This is a genomic window from Caulobacter sp. GW821-FHT10C03 (assembly GCF_059415485.1).
This window is the reverse complement of record NZ_JBWKNI010000005.1, coordinates 119,620-137,309: the sequence shown is the minus strand read 5'-3', so window position 1 is coordinate 137,309 and position 17,690 is coordinate 119,620. Positions and strand designations below refer to the sequence as shown.

At 69.8% G+C, this 17,690-nt stretch carries 14 protein-coding genes and 1 tRNA gene; 7 read left to right on the top strand and 8 right to left on the bottom strand.

Going from position 1 to position 17,690, the window contains the following annotated elements:
• Positions 1-614: 614 nt before the first annotated feature.
• The 4 genes from AC07NG_RS08275 to AC07NG_RS08260 form a co-directional block, all read right to left on the bottom strand.
• On the bottom strand, positions 615-1,571 hold the full coding sequence (locus AC07NG_RS08275) for a FecR family protein (RefSeq protein ID WP_494593244.1): 957 nt from the start codon (positions 1,569-1,571) through the stop codon (positions 615-617).
• The gene (locus AC07NG_RS08270) at positions 1,568-2,161 is read right to left on the bottom strand and encodes an RNA polymerase sigma factor (protein WP_110119596.1); all 594 of its coding nucleotides are present in this window, start codon (positions 2,159-2,161) and stop codon (positions 1,568-1,570) included. The genes AC07NG_RS08275 and AC07NG_RS08270 overlap by 4 nt, the downstream gene beginning before the upstream one ends.
• Positions 2,162-2,371: 210 nt before the next feature.
• On the bottom strand, positions 2,372-3,808 hold the full coding sequence (locus AC07NG_RS08265; RefSeq protein ID WP_494593242.1) for a UdgX family uracil-DNA binding protein: 1,437 nt from the start codon (positions 3,806-3,808) through the stop codon (positions 2,372-2,374).
• On the bottom strand, positions 3,808-5,028 hold the full coding sequence (locus tag AC07NG_RS08260; protein WP_494593240.1) for a putative DNA modification/repair radical SAM protein: 1,221 nt from the start codon (positions 5,026-5,028) through the stop codon (positions 3,808-3,810). Before AC07NG_RS08260 ends, AC07NG_RS08265 begins: the two co-directional genes overlap by 1 nt.
• Positions 5,029-5,140: 112 nt before the next feature.
• On the opposite strand from AC07NG_RS08260, the gene AC07NG_RS08255 reads away from it, so the two are divergent.
• On the top strand, positions 5,141-5,431 hold the full coding sequence (locus AC07NG_RS08255; protein WP_199228418.1) for a hypothetical protein: 291 nt from the start codon (positions 5,141-5,143) through the stop codon (positions 5,429-5,431).
• A 124-nt stretch (positions 5,432-5,555) separates the two neighbouring features.
• Here the strand turns inward: AC07NG_RS08255 and pdeM are convergent, their stop codons facing one another.
• Positions 5,556-6,263: a ligase-associated DNA damage response endonuclease PdeM gene (gene pdeM, locus AC07NG_RS08250; RefSeq protein WP_494593238.1), complete on the bottom strand. Its 708-nt coding sequence runs from the start codon at positions 6,261-6,263 to the stop codon at positions 5,556-5,558.
• A 10-nt stretch (positions 6,264-6,273) separates the two neighbouring features.
• On the bottom strand, positions 6,274-8,970 hold the full coding sequence (locus AC07NG_RS08245; protein ID WP_494593236.1) for a DEAD/DEAH box helicase: 2,697 nt from the start codon (positions 8,968-8,970) through the stop codon (positions 6,274-6,276).
• A gap of 130 nt (positions 8,971-9,100) precedes the next feature.
• Here AC07NG_RS08245 and AC07NG_RS08240 point away from each other — a divergent pair, with 130 nt between their 5' ends.
• The 6 genes from AC07NG_RS08240 to AC07NG_RS08215 all read left to right on the top strand — a co-directional run bounded on the left by AC07NG_RS08240 (position 9,101) and on the right by AC07NG_RS08215 (position 16,301).
• Positions 9,101-10,774, top strand: a complete 1,674-nt coding sequence (locus AC07NG_RS08240; RefSeq protein WP_494593234.1) for a M28 family metallopeptidase — start codon at positions 9,101-9,103, stop codon at positions 10,772-10,774.
• A gap of 128 nt (positions 10,775-10,902) precedes the next feature.
• On the top strand, positions 10,903-11,838 hold the full coding sequence (locus AC07NG_RS08235) for a DUF808 domain-containing protein (RefSeq protein ID WP_494593232.1): 936 nt from the start codon (positions 10,903-10,905) through the stop codon (positions 11,836-11,838).
• Positions 11,839-11,853: 15 nt separating this feature from the next.
• Positions 11,854-13,233: a DUF6880 family protein gene (locus tag AC07NG_RS08230; protein WP_494593230.1), complete on the top strand. Its 1,380-nt coding sequence runs from the start codon at positions 11,854-11,856 to the stop codon at positions 13,231-13,233.
• A 110-nt stretch (positions 13,234-13,343) separates the two neighbouring features.
• Complete coding sequence (locus tag AC07NG_RS08225; RefSeq protein WP_494593228.1) at positions 13,344-15,314, top strand: putative bifunctional diguanylate cyclase/phosphodiesterase; 1,971 nt, start codon at positions 13,344-13,346, stop codon at positions 15,312-15,314.
• Between the two features lie 383 nt (positions 15,315-15,697).
• Entirely contained in the window at positions 15,698-15,820 is a 123-nt protein-coding gene (locus AC07NG_RS08220) for a hypothetical protein (protein WP_487292547.1), read from the top strand.
• Between the two features lie 124 nt (positions 15,821-15,944).
• The gene (locus AC07NG_RS08215) at positions 15,945-16,301 is read left to right on the top strand and encodes a hypothetical protein (RefSeq protein WP_494593226.1); all 357 of its coding nucleotides are present in this window, start codon (positions 15,945-15,947) and stop codon (positions 16,299-16,301) included.
• Between the two features lie 243 nt (positions 16,302-16,544).
• Here AC07NG_RS08215 and AC07NG_RS08210 read toward each other — a convergent pair.
• Both AC07NG_RS08210 and AC07NG_RS08205 read right to left on the bottom strand, forming a co-directional pair.
• Positions 16,545-16,629, bottom strand: a tRNA-Leu gene (locus tag AC07NG_RS08210).
• Positions 16,630-16,708: 79 nt separating this feature from the next.
• Positions 16,709-17,617, bottom strand: a complete 909-nt coding sequence (locus tag AC07NG_RS08205) for a LysR family transcriptional regulator (protein WP_494593224.1) — start codon at positions 17,615-17,617, stop codon at positions 16,709-16,711.
• Positions 17,618-17,690: the final 73 nt, after the last annotated feature.

Below are 17,690 nucleotides of genomic sequence, written 5' to 3'. Positions count from 1 at the left end.
GCTGCCGGCTTCCCGGGCGGCGGCGCTCTTAACGCCTTACCAGGACCATCCGCCGGGTTTCCCGTTTGGACGGCGACGAGGAGAGGGGTGCTCTGTAGTCCTCGCCCAAGCCGACGGCGGGCGGGCCTGGCCAGCGCCAGGTCCCCGGACGCGACGGATCTTCCCAATCCGCCCCAGTCCCGCTCGATCGCATCCCGCCGCCGCATGGTCGCTGGCCGCGCGCCCCTTCGGTGCGGCGAGACGGGGTTATTATGCGGGTGGTTTGAGCGCGTCTGATCCAGGGCGGTGAGAAAGTTGCAAGGGGTTGGATTGGTTGGGGTTTTTGGCGCGGTCGACGGGGATTGGCAGCGCTCTATCCCCGTCCGCGTTCCTTCTCCCCTTGCGGGAGAAGGTGGCGGCCGAAGGCCGTCGGATGAGGGGTCTCTCAAACTTGAGACGCATCACCTGGCCTGACCGCCGCATGCGGTGTTGGGTTCTGAGAGACCCCTCACCCGACCCTGCTCCGCAGGGCCACCCTCTCCCGCAAGGGGAGAGGGATCGTTGTTCCGCTTTCGCGGGGATTTTACGGAGGAGAGAGCTGGCGCTGCGGAGACCTGAAAACGGCCCCCCACCACCTACCCCTTGCGCGCCAGGCGGATCACGCCGTCGTCGCCTTCGCTGGCCCGGACCGGGAAGGCGCTGGTGACGGCGGTGACGAAGGCCTGGGGTTCGGTGCTCTGGAAGTAGCCGGCCAGGCGCAGGTCGGCGATCGACGGGTCGGCGATGCGGACCTTCTGGCGGTTGTAGCGGTTGAACTCGGCCACGGCCTGGCTCAGCGACTGGCCGTTCAGCGCGATGGCGCCCTGGCGCCAGGCGAGCGCCCGATCGATCTCGGCGTCCGACAGCGGCTGGGCGTGGCCGCCGTGCGGGCCGTAGACCATGGCCGTGCCGGCGGCGATCCGCACTTCCTTGGCCGGCCCCTTGCCGTCGGGCTCGATGTCGGCGGCGCCGCGACGGACGGTGACGGCGGCGTTCTCGGCCCCCAGGCGGACGGAAAGCTCGCCGCCGCCGGTCTCGATGCGGGCGTCGCGGGCCTTGACCACGAAGGGACGGGCGTCGGGGGCGGCCTCGAACAGGGCCTCGCCCTTGACCAGCTTCACCTCGCGCACGCCGTTGCGGTAACGCACGACGACCTTGCTGTCGGTGTTGAGTTCGATGCGGCTGTTGTCGGCCAGCACCACGACGCGACGCTCGCCGATGTCGGTGGCGTAGGCGGTCGAGGCGGTGGCGCTGAGCATGCCGGCCCCGAGGACGCCGGCGATGGCGACGGCGGCGGCCATCATCGTCCAGGGCGAGCGGCGGTCGAAGGCGCGACGGGCTTCTTCCGGCGCGAACAGGTCGGCGTCCGGCTTGGCGGAGACAGGCTTGAAGACGCGCAGGCGGTCGGCGCGCTCCCAGGCGGCGTGCTCGCGCTCGAAGGCGGCCTCGTTCTCGAAGCTTTCGGCGCGCCAGGCCTCGAAGGCGGCCCGTTCGTCAGGCGCGCAGGCAGGATCGGACAGCCGCACCACCCACTGGGCGGCGGCCGCTCTCACTGCTTCGCGTCGCGATCCCGCTTCCCGACCCATGAACGCCCTTCGTCGATACGCACTGGCTGGGTCGCGCCCGGGCGGCCCAGCTTTTCGGAACAGTAGCGAAGCCCCTTGATCAGGTGCTTCTCGACAGTCGAGACGGACAGGCCCATGCGAACCGCTATCTCGCCCGGCGACAGGCTATAGACTTTCCTGAGGGTGAATACACGCCGGCATTGTGTCGGCAGCTCGGCGATCGCCTCGCGCAGCTGGCGAAGTTCGTCGCGCGAGACCAGCGAGGCCTCGGGTCCGGGGGTCTCGTCCATGCCGCCGATCTGCTCGAAATCGGCGACGGCGGTGATGGTCAGCACCTTGCGGCGGCGCAGGCCGTCGAAGGCGATGTTGCGGATGGTGCGCGAGGCGAAGGCGGCGGGATTGGTGATTTCGCGCCAGGTCTTGCAGGCGATCACCCGGGCGAAGGCGTCGTGGACCAGATCTTCCGGATCGGCCTCGCCATTGCGGCAAAACTTGCGCGCATAGGCCAGAAGCCGCGGTTCCAGGGGCAGAATCTCTCTGCGGAACCAGGCTCGGCGCTGTTCGTCTTCTGGTGTCATCGCCCTCGTTCCCCGGCCGGGAACCAACCCCGGCGAAGCCGTCGTGGCAAGAGGCGAACACGCGCCCCGACGGCGGAGAGGGCTTATGCGCCGTGTTTCCGCAGGTAACATTGCGAGGTGGGGCAAGGACTTGCGCCCGGTGCGCGGACGCCAAAAGATTCAGCAGATTTTTTGCGCGGCCTGTCCGTCAGGCGGGCGCTCGCGCCTCCTTCAGTCGAGCAATCCGGCAAGCTCGCCCGCAAGGCGCAAATCCTCGACGAATTCGGCCCGGGCGCGTTCGCGAGCGGCGGCGTCCGGCAGCCGCAGCAGGAAGGACGGGTGGTAGGTCAGCACGGCCCGGGTTTGATCGGGCAGTTGCAGCGCCTTGCCGCGATTGGCGCCGATGGGCGTGGCCTTGCCCGTCACCGCCTGCGCCGCCGTGGCGCCGAGGGCGACGATCACCCGGGGGCGGACGAGGCGCCGCTCGGCGTCCAGCCACCAGCGGCAGGCCTGCACCTCGCCGCGGTCCGGAGTCTTGTGGATGCGCCGCTTGCCGCGCGGCTCGTGCTTGAAGTGCTTCACGGCGTTGGTGACGTAGGTCCGATCGCGCGGCACGCCGGCTTGTTCGAGCGCCTCGTCGAACACCTGGCCGGCGGGGCCGACGAAGGGGCGGCCGGCGAGATCCTCCTGGTCGCCGGGCTGCTCGCCGACGAACATCAGCCGGGCGTGGGCCGCGCCTTCGCCGGGGACGCCTTGCGTGGCGTCGCGCCACAGGTCGCAGCGACGGCACAGCTGCACGCCGGCCGCCACGGCCTCGAGGCTCGTGGGAACGTCGCCGTTGTAGGATCCGTCGCGGGCCTGGCGCATGGCGGCTTTCAATACGCGGTCGGGAGCGGGGGAGGGCGTGGCGGCGACCATGGCGGCGGCGCGCGCCTGGGCGGTTTCGATCAGCTGCGGAATGAGCCGCGCCTCGGGAAGGTTGCGCCAATAGCGCTTGGGCATCTCCTGGCGCATCATCTTCTCGTTCAGCCGCGCCGGGTTGAAGATCGAGGCGTAGTAGGTGCGCCAGAGTTCCTCCTGGGCGTCTTCGGCCGGCGCGTCGGCCGGATCGGCGCCGTCGGAGACCTTCAGCGTCTGCCCGTCCCAGGCCACGCAGGCGTCGGGCGTCAGTATGGTCCAGGTCATGGTGGTGAAGCGGCGGGCGAAGAACGGCGCGGCGGCCTCGGTGACGCGGTGGGCCGGCTCGAACCAGGCGGCGTAGGCCTCCGGCTCGGTCTCGATCAGGCGGAAGCGGACGAAGGCGTGCATCTTGTGGATCGCCCGCGACACCGCCTTTTCCATGTCGCGGGCTTTCGCGATATCGGCATCGGCGGGGTTGTCGATCAGGCGGGGTTCGCGCTCCAGCCGCCACAGCAGCCGATAGAGCAGGGCGAAGCGCTCGCCGGAGCGGTGCAGGACGACGGACCTGGCCAGATCGACGAAGGCGGGCGGGACGCTGAAGGCGCCGGCGGTGGGCGCGGCGGTCGGGGTGACGGGCGCGGCTTCGAAGAGGTCGCGCTCCACCGTCCAGATCACCGTCTCGGGCGGGACGCCCTCGGCCCGCAGCGCTCGCGCGGCCGTTCGCCAGCCGTCGAAGTCGATCTCGGAGGCCAGCCGCACCACGCGCATCAGAAGAGGCTCAGTTGGGCCGGTTCGATCAGGCGGGCCTTCAGGTGCTCGCCGTCGGTCGCCATGCCCGGCGTCCAGCCCTCGGCGACGACGAAGGCCTTGGCGCGCTTGACCACGGCGCCCACGCGCTTGAGGTCGTCGAGGGTCAGCCGCGCCTGGCGACGGGCCAGCAGGATGCGGTCGACGGCCTTGGCGCCCAGGCCCGGCACGCGCAGCAGGGTCTCGCGGTCGGCGGCGTTGACGTCGACCGGGAACCTGTCGCGGTTGCGCAGCGCCCAGCCGGTCTTGGGATCGACGGAGAGGTCGAGGTCCTCGCCGGCGCCGATGATCTCGGGCTGCTCGAAGCCGTAGAACCGCATCAGCCAGTCGGCCTGGTACAGGCGATGTTCACGCAGCAGCGGCGGGCGGCTGGACGGCAGGCGGTGGCTGGAATCCGGGATCGGGCTGAAGGCCGAGTAGTAGACGCGGCTGAGGCGATAGGCGCCGTAGAGCGAGGCGCTGCGGGCCAGGATGTCGCCGTCGCTCGCCTGGTCGGCGCCGACGATCAGCTGGGTCGACTGGCTGCGGGCGAAGGTCTTGCGCGGCGCGGTGCGGGCCGGCTCGGCGCGTTCGTCGATGGCCAGGCGCATGCGGCCCATGGCCCGTTTGATGTCGCCGACGTCCTTCTCCGGGGCCAGGGACTTGAGGCTCTCGTCCTGGGGCAGCTCGATGTTGATCGACACCCGGTCGGCATAGAGCCCGGCTTCAGCCGCCAGTTCAGGCGAGGCCTCGGGGATGAGCTTGAGGTGGATGTAGCCGCGGAAGTCGTGGTCGAGGCGCAAGGCTTTCGCGATGCGGACCATCTCCTCCATCGTGTAGTCGCCGTTGCGGATGACGCCCGACGACAGGAACAGGCCCTCGATATAGTTGCGCTTGTAGAAGTTGAGGGTGAGGTCGATGACTTCCTGCACCGAAAACCGCGCCCGGGGCGTGTTCGACGACACCCGGTTGATGCAGTAGGCGCAGTCGTAGATGCAGAAGTTGGTCAGCAGGATCTTCAGCAGGCTGATGCAGCGTCCGTCCGGCGCATAGGCGTGGCAGATGCCCATGCCTTCGGTGGAGCCGACGCCCTTGCCGCCGACGGAGTCGCGCTTCTCCCCGCCCGATGAGGCGCAGGAGGCGTCGTACTTGGCGGCGTCGGCGAGGATGGAGAGCTTGCGGCGAATATCGAGAACGGCCATTCGCACAGTCTATAGTTCTCTATTTGTTCCGTCGAGTTCCGCGTTGTCGCAGTGAGGGCGGAACCGGCCGGGCGGCTCGCGCGATCCCTGTTACGGAAAAGGGAGTTCGCCCATGGCGCGCCGCAAGGAAGACTGGCCCTCGACGATGCTCGACGCCTGGGCGCTGGGGATGGAGGCCTCGGCCGTCATCGGCCTGCGGACCATGGTCCTGGCCGGCGGCGGGGCGCGGGCGCAGAGCGAGGCGATCCGCATGACCACCGAGAAGATGGCGGCCGCCGCCGACGTGGGGCTGAAGTTCTGGACCGGCGGCCTGCCCCAGGCCCCGGACGCGGCGACGCGGGCGGTGATCCGGGACTACCGCACCAAGGTGCGCGCCAACCGACGGCGGCTGGCGAAGGGGTAGGGCATCTGGCTCGGCGCGTGGTCCTCGTCCTTCGACAGGCTCAGGATGAGGACCATTTACAGGCTCGGGCGATCGAAAAACCTCATCCTGAGCTTGTCGAAGGACGAGGTTTTCGTCTCAGCCCTCAGTCCGGCCGCAGTGAGCGCGGACCCACCGCGTGCACCCGCTTGCCGCCGAGCGCCCCCGCCAAGGGCGGCGCGGCGAACAGGTTGGAGAAGGCCTGGTCGAGGATGTTGAGGCCCCCGGTATAGGCCCCGAAGGCCGGCAGGATCAGGCGCTGGCCGTCGGTGACGAAGCAGCGCTTGCGCACGCTGCCGCGACCGCTGGAGACGCGGGCGGCCGGGTGCAGGTGGCCCGCCACCTCGCCGGGCTGGACGCCGGGTTCGGGTTCGTGGCGCAGGATCAGGCCGCCGATGGAAAGCTCGTCGATCACCTGGCCGGGCAGGGCGCGGGGGCCGTCGGCGTCGTGGTTGCCCACCGCCCAGATCAGGTCGCGACCGACGGAGAGGGCGCGCAGGCGCTCGGCGTCGTCGGCGGCCAGGCGGTCTTCCGCCGCGCCGTCGTGGAAGCTGTCGCCCAGGAAGATCAGGGTCGCCGGCGTCAGCGCGTCCACCTCGGCCTCAAGCCGGGTCAGGGTCTCGCGGGTGTCGTAGGGCGGCAGCATCTGGCCGAAGCGGGCGGCGTAGGACGAGCCCTTCTCGAAGTGCAGGTCGGCGACCACCAGGGCGCGCTCGGCCTCCAGCCACAGGGCGCCGGAGCCGCGCAGCAGCACGAGGCGCTCGGACACCATGACCGTCAGGCCGCCGCAGTCGCTGAGCTGGAACCTCGTCAAGCCGAACACCTCAAGAAAGGGCCTCCGCGATCAGGTCTTCCTCCGCCTCGGCCAGGATCATGTCGCTGGCCGCGTCGCCGGGCGCGCGCTCGCGGCCGATCTCCAGCATGATCGGCACGGCGAAGGGCGAAACCTTGTCCAGCGCCGCATGGCGGATGCGGCCCTTGATGCGGGCCAGTAGATCCCCCAGCCGCGCCACGTCCAGCTGACCGGTCGCCGCATCCATGCGGGCGCAGCGTAGCAAGAGGTGGTCGGGCTGGTGCTTGCGCAGCACGTCGTAGATCAGGTCGGTCGAGAAGGTGACCTGTCGGCCCGACTTCTCCTCGCCGGGATAGCGCCGCTCGATCAGGCCGCCGACCAGGGCGCAGGCCTTGAAGGCGCGCTTCATCAGGAAGCTCTCGTTCAGCCAATCCTCGAGGTCGTCGCCCAGCATGTCCTGGTCGAAGAGGTCGGAGAGATCCAGCTCGTCCATCGGCCGCAGCGACCAGATGTTGAGGGCGTAGTCGTTGCAGACGAAGCCCAGCGGGCCGACGCCCAGGCGGTCCAGTCGGCGGGTCAACAGCATGGCCAGGGTGGTGTGGGCGAGGCGCCCCTCGAACGGATACATGACCATGTGGAACCGCTTCCCGCGCGGGAAGGTCTCCAACAGCATCTCGTCCTCGTCCGGGATCAGCGAGCGGAGCTTCTGATAGGCCATCCACTCCTGCACGTCGGGGGGCAGGGCCAGCCACTCGGCCTCGTCGTGCATCATCTTGCGCACGCGGCCGGCCAGATAGGTCGAGAGCGGAAACTTCGAGCCGCCCCAGCTGGGCATCTTCGGGTCCTTGTCCGGGGCGGGGGTGACGAAGGCGTCGGCGCCGACCAGGCTGTTGAAGCGCCAGACCTGGCCGGCGAACACGAAGGTGTCGCCCGGAGTCAGCTGCTCGAAATAGCCTTCCTCGGCCTCGCCGATCTTGCGGCCGCCCATCGGCCTGCGACCGCCGCCGATGCGGACATTGACCACGGCCGGCGAGACGATGGCGCCGACGTTCATGCGGTGGCGCTGGACGACCTGGGCGTTGCGGGCCTTCCAGAAGCCGTCAGCGTCTTCGACGATCCGGCGGAAGCGGTCGTAGGTCTTCAGCGCATAGCCGCCGGTGGAGACGAAATCGACGACGGTCTCGAAGTCTTCCCACGACAGATCGGCATAGGGGCCGGCGGTGCGGACCTCGTCATAGAGGTCGAGCAGCTTGAAGGGCTCGGAGCAGGCGCAGCCCATGACGTGCTGGGCCAGGACGTCGAGGGCGCCGACGCGGGCCGGTTCGCCGTCGAGGTGGTTTTCCAGGATGGCGTCGGCGGCGGCGCGGCACTCCAGCATTTCGAAGCGGCTGGCGGGCACGAACAGGGCGCGGCTGGGCTCGTCGAGGCGGTGGTTGGCGCGGCCGATCCGCTGGACCATCCGCGAGGCCCCCTTGGGCGCGGCCAGCTGGATGACGAGATCCACGTCGCCCCAGTCGATGCCCATGTCCAGCGTCGAGGTGCAGACCACGGCGCGCAGCTCGCCGCGCGCCATGGCCGCCTCGACCTTGCGTCGCTGCTCGGCCGACAGGCTGCCGTGGTGCAGGGCGATCGGCAGGCCCTCGTCGTTGAGCTTCCAGAGTTCCTGGAAGGCAAACTCCGCTTGAAAGCGCGTGTTGACGAAGACCAGCGCCGTGCGGCTGGCGGCGATGATCGCATAGACCTCGGCCATGGCGTGCTGGGCGGTGTGGCCGGCCCACGGCACGCGGCCGCCGGAGACGAGCACTTCGACGACGGGTTGGGCCCCGCCGGAGCCGAGGACGAGGTCGACGGATGGAACCTCCCCCAGGGGGGGAGGCGATCGCGTAGCGATCGGAGGGGGGAGGGTGTCCGGCGTTGCGGAAGCTGAAACCGCCCCCCCACCGGCGCGAGGCGCCGCCTCCCCCAGAGGGGGAGGTTTCTGGGCGCGATCGATCCTCCCCCCCTGGGGGAGGTGGCCCGGAGGGCCGGAGGGGGACGGCCGCAGGCCGCCGGCGCTGACCCCCTCCGTCGGCTTCGCCGCCACCTCCCCTAGAGGGGGAGGGTCTTGGTTTCTACCCAGCCACTTCCGCACCAGATCCGGATCATCGACCGTCGCCGACAGGCCCACCCGGCGCATGCGCGGGGCGAACTGCTGCAAGCGTGCGATGGCGAGCGCCAGGAGATCCCCGCGCTTGGACGGCCACATCGCATGCGCTTCGTCGACGATGACGCAGGACAGGTCGGCGAAATACTCCCGCGCGCCTTCCCAGGCGCAGAACAGGGCCAGTTGTTCGGGCGTGGTCAGCAGGATGTCGGGCGGGCGGATGCGCTGGCGGGCCTTGCGGCTTTCGCCGGTGTCGCCGGTGCGGCTCTCGGCGACGATGGAGAGGCCCATCTCGCGGATGGGGGTCATCAGGTTGCGCTCGACGTCGACGGCCAGGGCCTTGAGCGGCGAGATGTAGAGGGTGTGGATGCCCGCCGGCGTGTTGCGCGGCGCCCGTTCGGCCAGCTCGATCAGGCTGGGCAAGAAGCCGGCCAGGGTCTTGCCGCCGCCGGTCGGGGCGATCAGCAGGGCGTCGCGGCCGGACTTGGCCTTCTCGATCATCGCCAGCTGGTGGGCGCGCGGCGCCCAGCCGCGGGCGGCGAACCACTCGGTGAAGCGCGGGGGAAGCAGGTCGGCCGGAACCATCGACGGGGCTATAGCATGTTCCTGTTCTGTTTCTGGCGGGGAATCGACATTGGCCACCGAACAGCGTGCGAAGTTTGCCCTTCCTCGCCAAGCTTCCTAGGGTCGGCCCCGAAAGTTTTCGGAGTTCGCCATGTCCCGCGCCGCCCTTCTGCTGACCGCCGCCCTGGCCCTGCCGGCCCTGGCTCATGCTCAAGCGAAGATCGACAGCGGCCCGATCGATCCGGCCAGGCTGTCGGAGATCACCCGGGTGCTGGCGTCGGACGAGTTCCAGGGCCGCGCGCCCGGCGGTCCGGCCGAGCAGAAGACCACCGACTACATCGCCGCCCAGTTCAAGGCCCTGGGCCTGGAGCCGGCCGGAGACGCGGGCAGCTACACCCAGAAGGTGCCGCTGGTGCACACCCGCATCGACGGGCCGATCGCCATGAGCTTCGCCACGGCCGGCGGCGCCGTGCCCCTGGCCCAGGGCGAGCAGGCCCAGGTCATGACCCTGCTGCCGGTCGACGCCGTGGCGATCAAGGACGCGCCGCTGGTCTTCGTCGGCTACGGCGTCAGCGCGCCCGAGCGCGGCTGGGACGACTTCAAGGGCGCGGACCTGAAGGGCAAGGTCGCCGTCTTCCTGATCAGCGATCCCGACCTGGAAACGGTCGAGGGCGAGCCCGCCTTCGGCAAGTTCGGCGGCAAGGCGGCCACCTATTACGCCCGCTGGACCTACAAGTACGAAGAGGCCGTGCGGCGCGGGGCGGTCGGCGCGCTGATCGTGCACGAGACCCTCGGGGCCGGCTACGGCTGGAGCACGGTCAAGGCCTCGAACGGCGAAGGCTACGACATCGTCCGCGCCAACCCCGCCAAGGAGAAGCTGCAGCTGCAGGGCTGGATCCAGCGTGATGTGGCCGTCGACCTCTTCAAGCGCTCGGGCCTGGATTTCGAGGCCCTGAAGAAGGCCGCCCGCGATCCGTCGTTCAAGCCGGCAGCCCTGAAGGGCGCGAGCTTCTCGGCCGCCTACAAGGTCGCCCATGAGCCGATGATCAGCCACAACGTGGTCGCCAAGCTGCCGGGGACGAGCCACGCCGACGAGAGCCTGATGTACGCCGCCCACTGGGACGCCTACGGCGTCGGCGCGCCGGACGCGCAGGGCAAGACCATCCGGGCCGGGGCGGCCGACGACGCCATCGGCGTGGCCGGCGTCATCGAGGTCGCCCGGGCCTTCAAGCAGGGTCCGGCGCCGCAGCGCTCGATCCTGTTCGCCGCCTGGACGGGCGAGGAGCGGGGCCTGCTGGGCTCGGAATACTACGCCGTGAAGGCCGGCGACGCGGCGCTGGGCAAGATGGCCGCCAACTACACGCTCGACGTGCTGCAGACCGCCGGTCCGGCCAAGGACATCGTGCTGGTCGGGGCCGGCCAGAACGAGCTGGAGCAGGGCCTGGCCAAGGCCGCGGCCGCGCAGGGGCGCACCGTGACGCCGGACGCCAAGCCCGAGCGGGCGCTGTTCTACCGCGCCGACCACTTCTCGCTGGCCAAGCGCGGGGTGCCGGTGCTGCTGGTGATGGGGCTGGGCGGCGGGGCCGACCTGCTGAACGGCGGCCGCGCGGCCGGCGACGCCTGGGTCGCCGACTACACCAGCCGCTGCTACCACCAGCCCTGCGACGCCTGGAGCGCCGACTGGGATCTGCGCGGCGCGGCCCAGGACGTGGCCCTGGTCTACGAGGCCGGCAAGGCGATCGCCAATTCGCGCGCCTGGCCCGACTGGAACGCCGGCTCGGAGTTCAAGCCGGTGCGCGCGGCCAGCGCCGCCGCGCGAAAATAACGAGCGCGGGGCCGTCGGCGTCGCGCGCCGCCGTCGTCGGCCCCTTTACCCGGAACAGGCGAGCCCTTAGGCAGGACGCGCATCGGGCCGCGTGGGGCGGCCGAATCCGCATCTGACAAGGTTCCTTCATGCCCTCGGGTCTCGTCGCGCTCCTGGATGACGTCGCCGGCATCGCCAAGATCGCCGCCGCCTCGATCGACGACGTCGGGGCCGCCGCCGGCAAGGCGGGGACCAAGGCCGTGGGCGTGGTGGTCGACGACGCGGCCGTGACCCCGGGCTACGCGATGGGCTTCACGCCCGACCGCGAACTGCCGATCGTGGCCAAGATCGCCGTCGGCTCGCTGCGCAACAAGCTCTTGTTCCTGCTGCCGGGCGCGCTGGTGCTCAGCGCCTTCGCGCCGTGGCTGGTGACGCCGATCCTGATGCTGGGCGGGGCCTATCTGGCCTTCGAGGCGACCGAGAAGATCCTCGAGATATTCATCCACCACGACGAGGCCGTGGAGACCGAGGAACTGGCGCTCAGCGGTCCGGAGCTTGAGAAGGAAAAGGTCGGCGGGGCCATCCGCACCGACCTCATCCTGTCGGCCGAGATCATGGCCATCGCTCTGGCCGACGTGTCGGGCAAGCCGATCCTGATCCAGGCCGCGGCCCTGGCCATCGTCGGGGTGGTGATCACCGTGCTGGTCTATGGCGTGGTCGGGCTGATCGTGAAGATGGACGACATCGGCCTGCACATGGCCAAGAGCCCGCGCGCGGCGACGCAGAAGTTCGGCCGCGGGCTGGTCAAGGCCATGCCGGTGGTGATGAGCAGCCTGGGCTATATCGGCACGGCGGCCATGCTGTGGGTCGGCGGCGGCATCATCGTGCACGGCCTGCACCACTTCCACCTGACGCCGATCCCGGCCTGGGTCGAGGGGCTGCAGCACTGGGCCGGCCTGGTTCCGGTGATCGGGCCGGTGACCGGCTGGCTGGCCATGGCGCTGGCTTCGGCGGTGGTCGGCCTGGTGATCGGCGGCGTCATCGCCGGCGTGCTGCACTTCATTCCGCGCAAGAAGGCGCACTAGGTCGGGGAGCGCGGATTGGCCGAACCCAAGCCGAAAGCCGTCAAGAAGGCCGCGCCGCGCAAGTCGGTGAACGCGGCCAACCTGGCGCACCTGGGCCCCGAGGCTCTGGCCGAGCTGCTGATGGAGGTGGCCGAGGGCCACGCGGCCATCAAGCGCCGGCTGAAGCTGGCCCTGCTGGGCGAGGTGGGGGCTGCCGACCTGGCGGCCGAGATCGACAAGCGCATCGACGCCATCGCCGACAGCCGCGCCCGCATCAACTGGCGCAAGTTCAAGGAGTTCGTCCGCGATCTCGACGCCCATCGCGCCTCGGCGGCGGGACGGCTGGGCGAGCTGGATCCCAATCTCGCCGTGCCGGTGCTGGTGCGGCTGGTTCGGGTGTCGGAAGACCTGGAAGGCCGGATCAAGGATCCCAAGGGTGAACTGCAGGCGGTGTTCGACCAGGCGGTCGTGGACGTCGCGGCCCTGTCGCCCAAGGCTCTGACGCTGGACAGCCGCTCGCTGGCCGACGCCCTGCTGGCCTTCGTCGAGGGAGCGTCCACCAAGCTGTCGGTCGACCTGCTGCGCGCCGCCGCTCCGGCCCTGGCCGGCGACGCCGTGGCCGTGTTGCGGGGCAAGGTGCGCGAGCGCCTGGCCGCCCAGCGCCGTCCCGACCCGCGCCTGCGCGCCGCGGCTCAGGTGCTGGCCGATTTGGAAGGCGACGTCGAGGGTTTCGCGGACCTGTTCACGGCCTCGCAACTGGTGCTGCCGCCGATCGGCGCCCAGCTCGCTCGCCGCTACCTGGCCGTCGGCCGCATCGCCGACGCCCTGGCGGCGCTGGACGTCTCGGCGCCCGGCCCGGGGATCGTCGAGCAGGCCGATGTCGGGGCCGTGGCCTGGAACGAGGCCCGCATCGCCGCCCTGGAAGCGGCCGGCGAGCCGCTGGAGGCCCAGGCCGTGCGCTGGGCGGGCTTCAAGGCCACCCTGTCGGTCGAGATGCTGCGGGCCTTCCTCAAGGGCCTGCCCGACTTCGAGGACGTCGAGGCCGAGGACCAGGCGCTGGACTACGCCCAGGCCTATCCCGACCCTTACAAGGCGCTGGCCTTCCTGACCGCCTGGCCCTCGGCGGCCGGGGCGGCGCGGCTGGTCATGGAGCGCGGACCGGCCCTGCACGGCGACCGGCCCGAGGTGCTGGAGCCTGCCGTTCGCCTGCTGGAGCACCGCCATCCGCTGGCCGCCACCGTGCTGCTGCGGGCCATGGTCGACGACGTTGTGCGCTACGGCCGGGCCGACCGCTACGCCGACGCCGCCCGCTGGGTGCTGGAGGCGGAGTCGCTGGCGCCGGGCCTGCCGGACGATATGGCCATCGACGATCACCCGACCTGGGCGCGGCGGGTGGCGGGCTATCGCCGGCTCTAGAGCTTGGCTTTAGCTGCGGCGTAGCGACGCGGCCCGCCGCAAGCCTCTGATAAGCAAGCCTTAAACCTACGGGGCGCAGAGGTGGCGGTTCTCGTCCCGCAGCCGCCGCGATGTTCCGATTGCCCTGGTTCCGCCCCGTACCCTCGACCCCTGAACTGATGAAGGCGCAGGTGCGCGCCTTCTCCAGGCAGGTGCCGATGATGTACGCGCTGGTGCTGGTCAACACGATCGCCCTGTCGGCGACCCACCTTCGCGACGCGCCGCTGCTGCTGACCCTGGGCTTTCCTGGCCTGCTGACCGTGGCCAGCCTGGTCCGGCTGGTGACCTGGTGGCGGGCCCGCAAGACCGCCATCGACCAGGCTTCCGCCAAGCGCCTGCTGCGTCAGACCCTGGTCTTCGCCGGGCTGCTGGGCCTGGGCTTCACCCTGTGGTCGTTCAGCCTGTTTCCCTATGGCGACGCCTTCGCCAAGGCGCACGTGGTGTTCTACATGGCCATCACGGCCATCGGCTGCGTGTTCTGCCTGATGCACATGCGGGCGGCGGCCTTCCTGCTGACCGGCATCGTCGTCGGGCCGATCACCGTCTTCCTGCTGGCCAGCGGCAATCCGGTGCTGACCGCCATCGGCTTCAACATGGCCCTGGTGGCGGTGGCCATGCTGGTCATCCTGCTGATCTCGTATCGCGACTTCTCCAACCTGGTCGAAAGCCAGCGGGGGCTGGAAGAGCGGCAGGCCGAGATCCAGAGCCTCAGCGACGACTATCTGCGCCTGGCCAACATGGACGGCCTGACCGGCCTGCCCAATCGCCGGCAGTTCTTCTCGCGCCTGCAGCGGGTGACCGACGAGGCCGCCGCGCAGGGCCGCCGCTTCGCCGTCGGGGTGATCGATCTCGACGGCTTCAAGCCGGTCAACGACGCCTATGGCCATGCGGTCGGGGATCGCGTGCTGGTCGAGGCGGGCGAGCGCCTGGCCCGCGACCATGGCCAGCCGCTGTTCGTGGCCCGGCTGGGCGGCGACGAATACGGCCTGATCATCGAGGCCGACCTCGATCCCGAAGCCCTGCAACGCCTGGGCGCGGACCTCTGCGCGGCCTTGCGCGAGCCCTACTGCTTCCCGGGCGTCACGGCCCAGGTCTCTGGCTCGGTGGGCTTCGCGGTCTATCCGCAGGCCGCCAGCGCGCCCAACCTGCTCTACGAGCGCGCTGACTACGCCCTCTATCACGCCAAGCAGAACATCCGGGGCGCGGCGGTGGTGTTCTCGGCCGACCACGAGACGGCGATCAAGACCGCCGGCCTGATCGAGCAGGCCCTGCGCCACGCCGACATGGACGCCGAGTTCCGCCTGGCCTTCCAGCCGCTGGTCGATATCCGCGACGAGCGCACCATCGGCTTCGAGGCCCTGGCCCGCTGGACCAGCCCGACCCTGGGCGTCGTCTCGCCGGGCGACTTCGTGCCGGTGGCCGAGCGTTCGGGCCTGATCGCGCGGATGTCGCCGGTGCTGCTGGGCTGGGCCCTGGACGCGGCGGCGACCTGGCCCGAGGACATCCGGCTGTCGTTCAACCTGTCGGTCCGCGACATCGCCTCGCCGCACCAGATCGCTCGGATCATCGAGATCATCCAGGCCAGCGGCGTCGATCCCGGGCGCATCGATCTGGAGGTCACCGAGACCGCCGTCATGCGCGACTTCGATCAGGCGGCCCGCTCGCTGGCGGCGCTGAAGGCGCTGGGCGTGCGCATCGCGCTCGACGACTTCGGGGCCGGCTATTCCAGCCTCAGCTACGTGCACCGCCTGCCGATCGACAAGCTGAAGATCGACGGCAGTTTCATGCGCGGCCTGGAGGCGGCCGACAAGCGCCGCGCCATCGTCAAGACCATCCTCGACCTCTGCCGCAACCTGGGCCTCGACTGCGTCATCGAAGGCGTGGAGACCCCCGAGCAGCTGGTGCTGCTCCAGCCTCTGGGCTGCCGCGTGGTGCAGGGCTTCCTGTTCGCGCGGCCGATGCCGGGCGAGGCGGTGGCGGGCTATCTGGCGACGGAGCGGGACGTGGCCGCGGACGCCGAGGGGCTGCGGTCGGCGGGGTAGGGGGCTAGATTCCCTCTCTCTGAGAGAGAGGGAGGGGCCCGCCGCGAAGCGGTGGGAGGGTGAGAGGTTTCACCGTCGGCCGTCAGGATCTCGGCCTCTTTCACCCAAAGCGCTCGCGGTTTCTGGTCGGAAGACCTTTCCGGAAGCATGGCTCCATGGTGGTCAGCCCCGGAGGTCGTCATGACGCCTCGACGGTGTCTTTTCGGAGAGTTTGTTACCTCTCACCCTCCCACCGCCTGCGGCGGCGGGCCCCTCCCTCTCTCAAAGAGAGAGGGCTCTGAAGGTCGAACGCCGATCTTCGAATTCGCCCCCATACGATCAAACCCAGTAGCGCCGTTCGTCAAGCTGTGATTGCATCGAGAAAAATAAGGGGAGAGAAACGAATGGAACTGGTCCAATGGCCGGCGCTGATTGCGTTGGCGGTCGGCGTCGTGGTTTGGGGCGGCGTGATTCTGGTCCGCAATTGGCGCGAAGCGCCCGCGACGGCCGAGGAAGATCTCGACTAGTCTTTCAAGTTCTCAGCTGATCGATCGACAAAACCGTCTCGTACTGGCGGCGTGATCGTGCGCGGCTCGATCTCGCCCACGGGGTCGGCTGGCGCCTGCCGGCGGGCTCGACTAGTTTGCCGCCATGACCACCCCGCTTTCCGCCCTGAAGCCCATCGTCCTGACCAATGACGCCGGCGTCGCGTTCCTGCGACGCCATCCGGCGACGCGCGAGGTGGCGACCGATGCGTCGGAGGCTGGCCTGCTGCGGGCGAGCCTGCACTTCGTCGACGCCATGGAACCGCCGCCGGAAGAGCAGTGGGCCATGCCCAACGCCGATGTGCCGGAAGACCGCGCGCATGACCTGAGCTTCGAGAACACCGGCCACGCGCCGCCCTACGGGTTCTGGATCACCCATCCCGACGTGCTGGCCTGGGCGACGGACTTCGTCGAGGACGACGGCGCGGCGTGGCTGGTGAGGGTCTGGCTGAAGGGCGTCTGAGGCTTGGTCGATATCCAAGAGCTTGAGTCGATTTTCACCGAGCATCCCCGCGAAGGCGGGGATCCAAGCCGACTCCACAGATGATCCGCAGCCTGGCCTTCTCCTGAAAGTCAGCTTGGGTCCCCGCCTTCGCGGGGAAGGACGGATGTGGGGGTGGCAGGCTGGTGACTGTCGATCCGAGCCACTGGCGCGCCTCGTCATGGCGAACTGCCGCCTGACGACACAAACCCTTGTCAGATAAGCTGGTGCGGGCGGTCGGGGTCGAACCGACACTCCTTTCGGAACCGGATTTTGAGTCCGGCGCGTCTACCAGTTTCACCACGCCCGCGCTTCGCTGCTTGCCCGGGGGCGAAGCGAAGAGGCGACTTCCTAGCAGCGGTCGCCCGGAAGTTCCAGAGGCGTTTCGCTCACCCCAGCCACGGCGCTTTCGCCAGCCGTTCGGCCAGGAACTCCATCAGCACCCGCACCCTGGCTGGGCGGATGGCGCTGGGCGGGGTGACCAGGTGCATGGCGATCGGGGGCGGGGTCCAGTCGGCCAGGACCTGCTCCAGCTTGCCGTCGGCGACGTCGTTCCAGACCATGAAGTCGGGCTGCATGGCCAGGGCCTGGCCCTCCAGCAGCAGGGCGCGGAAGACGTCGGCGTTGTTGGCGCGCAGCTGGGCCGGCACGCTGATGGCGTATTGGCCCTGCTGAGCGTGCTCGAACCGCCAGGCGTCGCGCGAGCGGCCGCCGGTGTAGAAGAGGGCGCGGTGGCCGGTCAGATCTTTCGGATGCTGGGGCCGGCCATGACGGTCGAAATAGTCGGGCGAGCCGACCAGCATCACCCGCACCGGGCAGAGGCGACGGGCCAGCAGGCTGGAATCCTCCAGGGCCGAGATCCGCAGGGCCAGATCGAAGCCGTCCTCGACGATGTCGACCAGCTGGTCCGACAGCGACAGCTCGACCGACACCTCGGGATAGAGCGCGAAGAAGTCCGAGAGGGCAGGGCCGAGATAACCGATCCCGAACGACATCGGCGCGGCCATCCGCACGAGGCCGCGCGGCACGGCCGACTGGGCCGAGGCCTCCAGCTCCAGGGTCTCGCCGTCGGCCAGCAGGCGGCTGGCGGCCTCCAGCGAGCTCTGGCCGCTGTCGGTCAGCGACAGCCGGCGCGAGGTGCGGTGGAAGAGGGTGGCGCCCAGCCGCTGCTCCAGGCGTGACACGGCCTTGGAGACGGTGGCGTTCGACAGACCCAGGTCCTTGGCGGCCCGGGCGAACGAGCCGGTTTCGGCCACCTTGGCGAACACGGCCCAGGCCTCGAAGTCGGGGAGTTTCATCATGTCGTTTTTGGAAATGGTTTCTTTCGACCATTTCTATTTCGGATCAGGCGATCTGTCTCCATCTTCCTCG

Bases quoted from the DNA above. Each gene is read 5' to 3' on its own strand.
- AC07NG_RS08270 (WP_110119596.1), bottom strand. From the start codon at position 2,161: ATGACACCAGAAGACGAACAGCGCCGAGCCTGGTTCCGCAGAGAGATT.
- AC07NG_RS08265 (WP_494593242.1), bottom strand. From the start codon at position 3,808: ATGCGCGTGGTGCGGCTGGCCTCCGAGATCGACTTCGACGGCTGGCGA.
- AC07NG_RS08260 (WP_494593240.1), bottom strand. From the start codon at position 5,028: ATGGCCGTTCTCGATATTCGCCGCAAGCTCTCCATCCTCGCCGACGCC.
- AC07NG_RS08255 (WP_199228418.1), top strand. From the start codon at position 5,141: ATGGCGCGCCGCAAGGAAGACTGGCCCTCGACGATGCTCGACGCCTGG.
- AC07NG_RS08245 (WP_494593236.1), bottom strand. From the start codon at position 8,970: ATGGTTCCGGCCGACCTGCTTCCCCCGCGCTTCACCGAGTGGTTCGCC.
- AC07NG_RS08240 (WP_494593234.1), top strand. From the start codon at position 9,101: ATGTCCCGCGCCGCCCTTCTGCTGACCGCCGCCCTGGCCCTGCCGGCC.
- AC07NG_RS08235 (WP_494593232.1), top strand. From the start codon at position 10,903: ATGCCCTCGGGTCTCGTCGCGCTCCTGGATGACGTCGCCGGCATCGCC.
- AC07NG_RS08225 (WP_494593228.1), top strand. From the start codon at position 13,344: ATGTTCCGATTGCCCTGGTTCCGCCCCGTACCCTCGACCCCTGAACTG.
- AC07NG_RS08220 (WP_487292547.1), top strand. From the start codon at position 15,698: ATGGAACTGGTCCAATGGCCGGCGCTGATTGCGTTGGCGGTCGGCGTC.
- AC07NG_RS08215 (WP_494593226.1), top strand. From the start codon at position 15,945: ATGACCACCCCGCTTTCCGCCCTGAAGCCCATCGTCCTGACCAATGAC.
- AC07NG_RS08205 (WP_494593224.1), bottom strand. From the start codon at position 17,617: ATGAAACTCCCCGACTTCGAGGCCTGGGCCGTGTTCGCCAAGGTGGCC.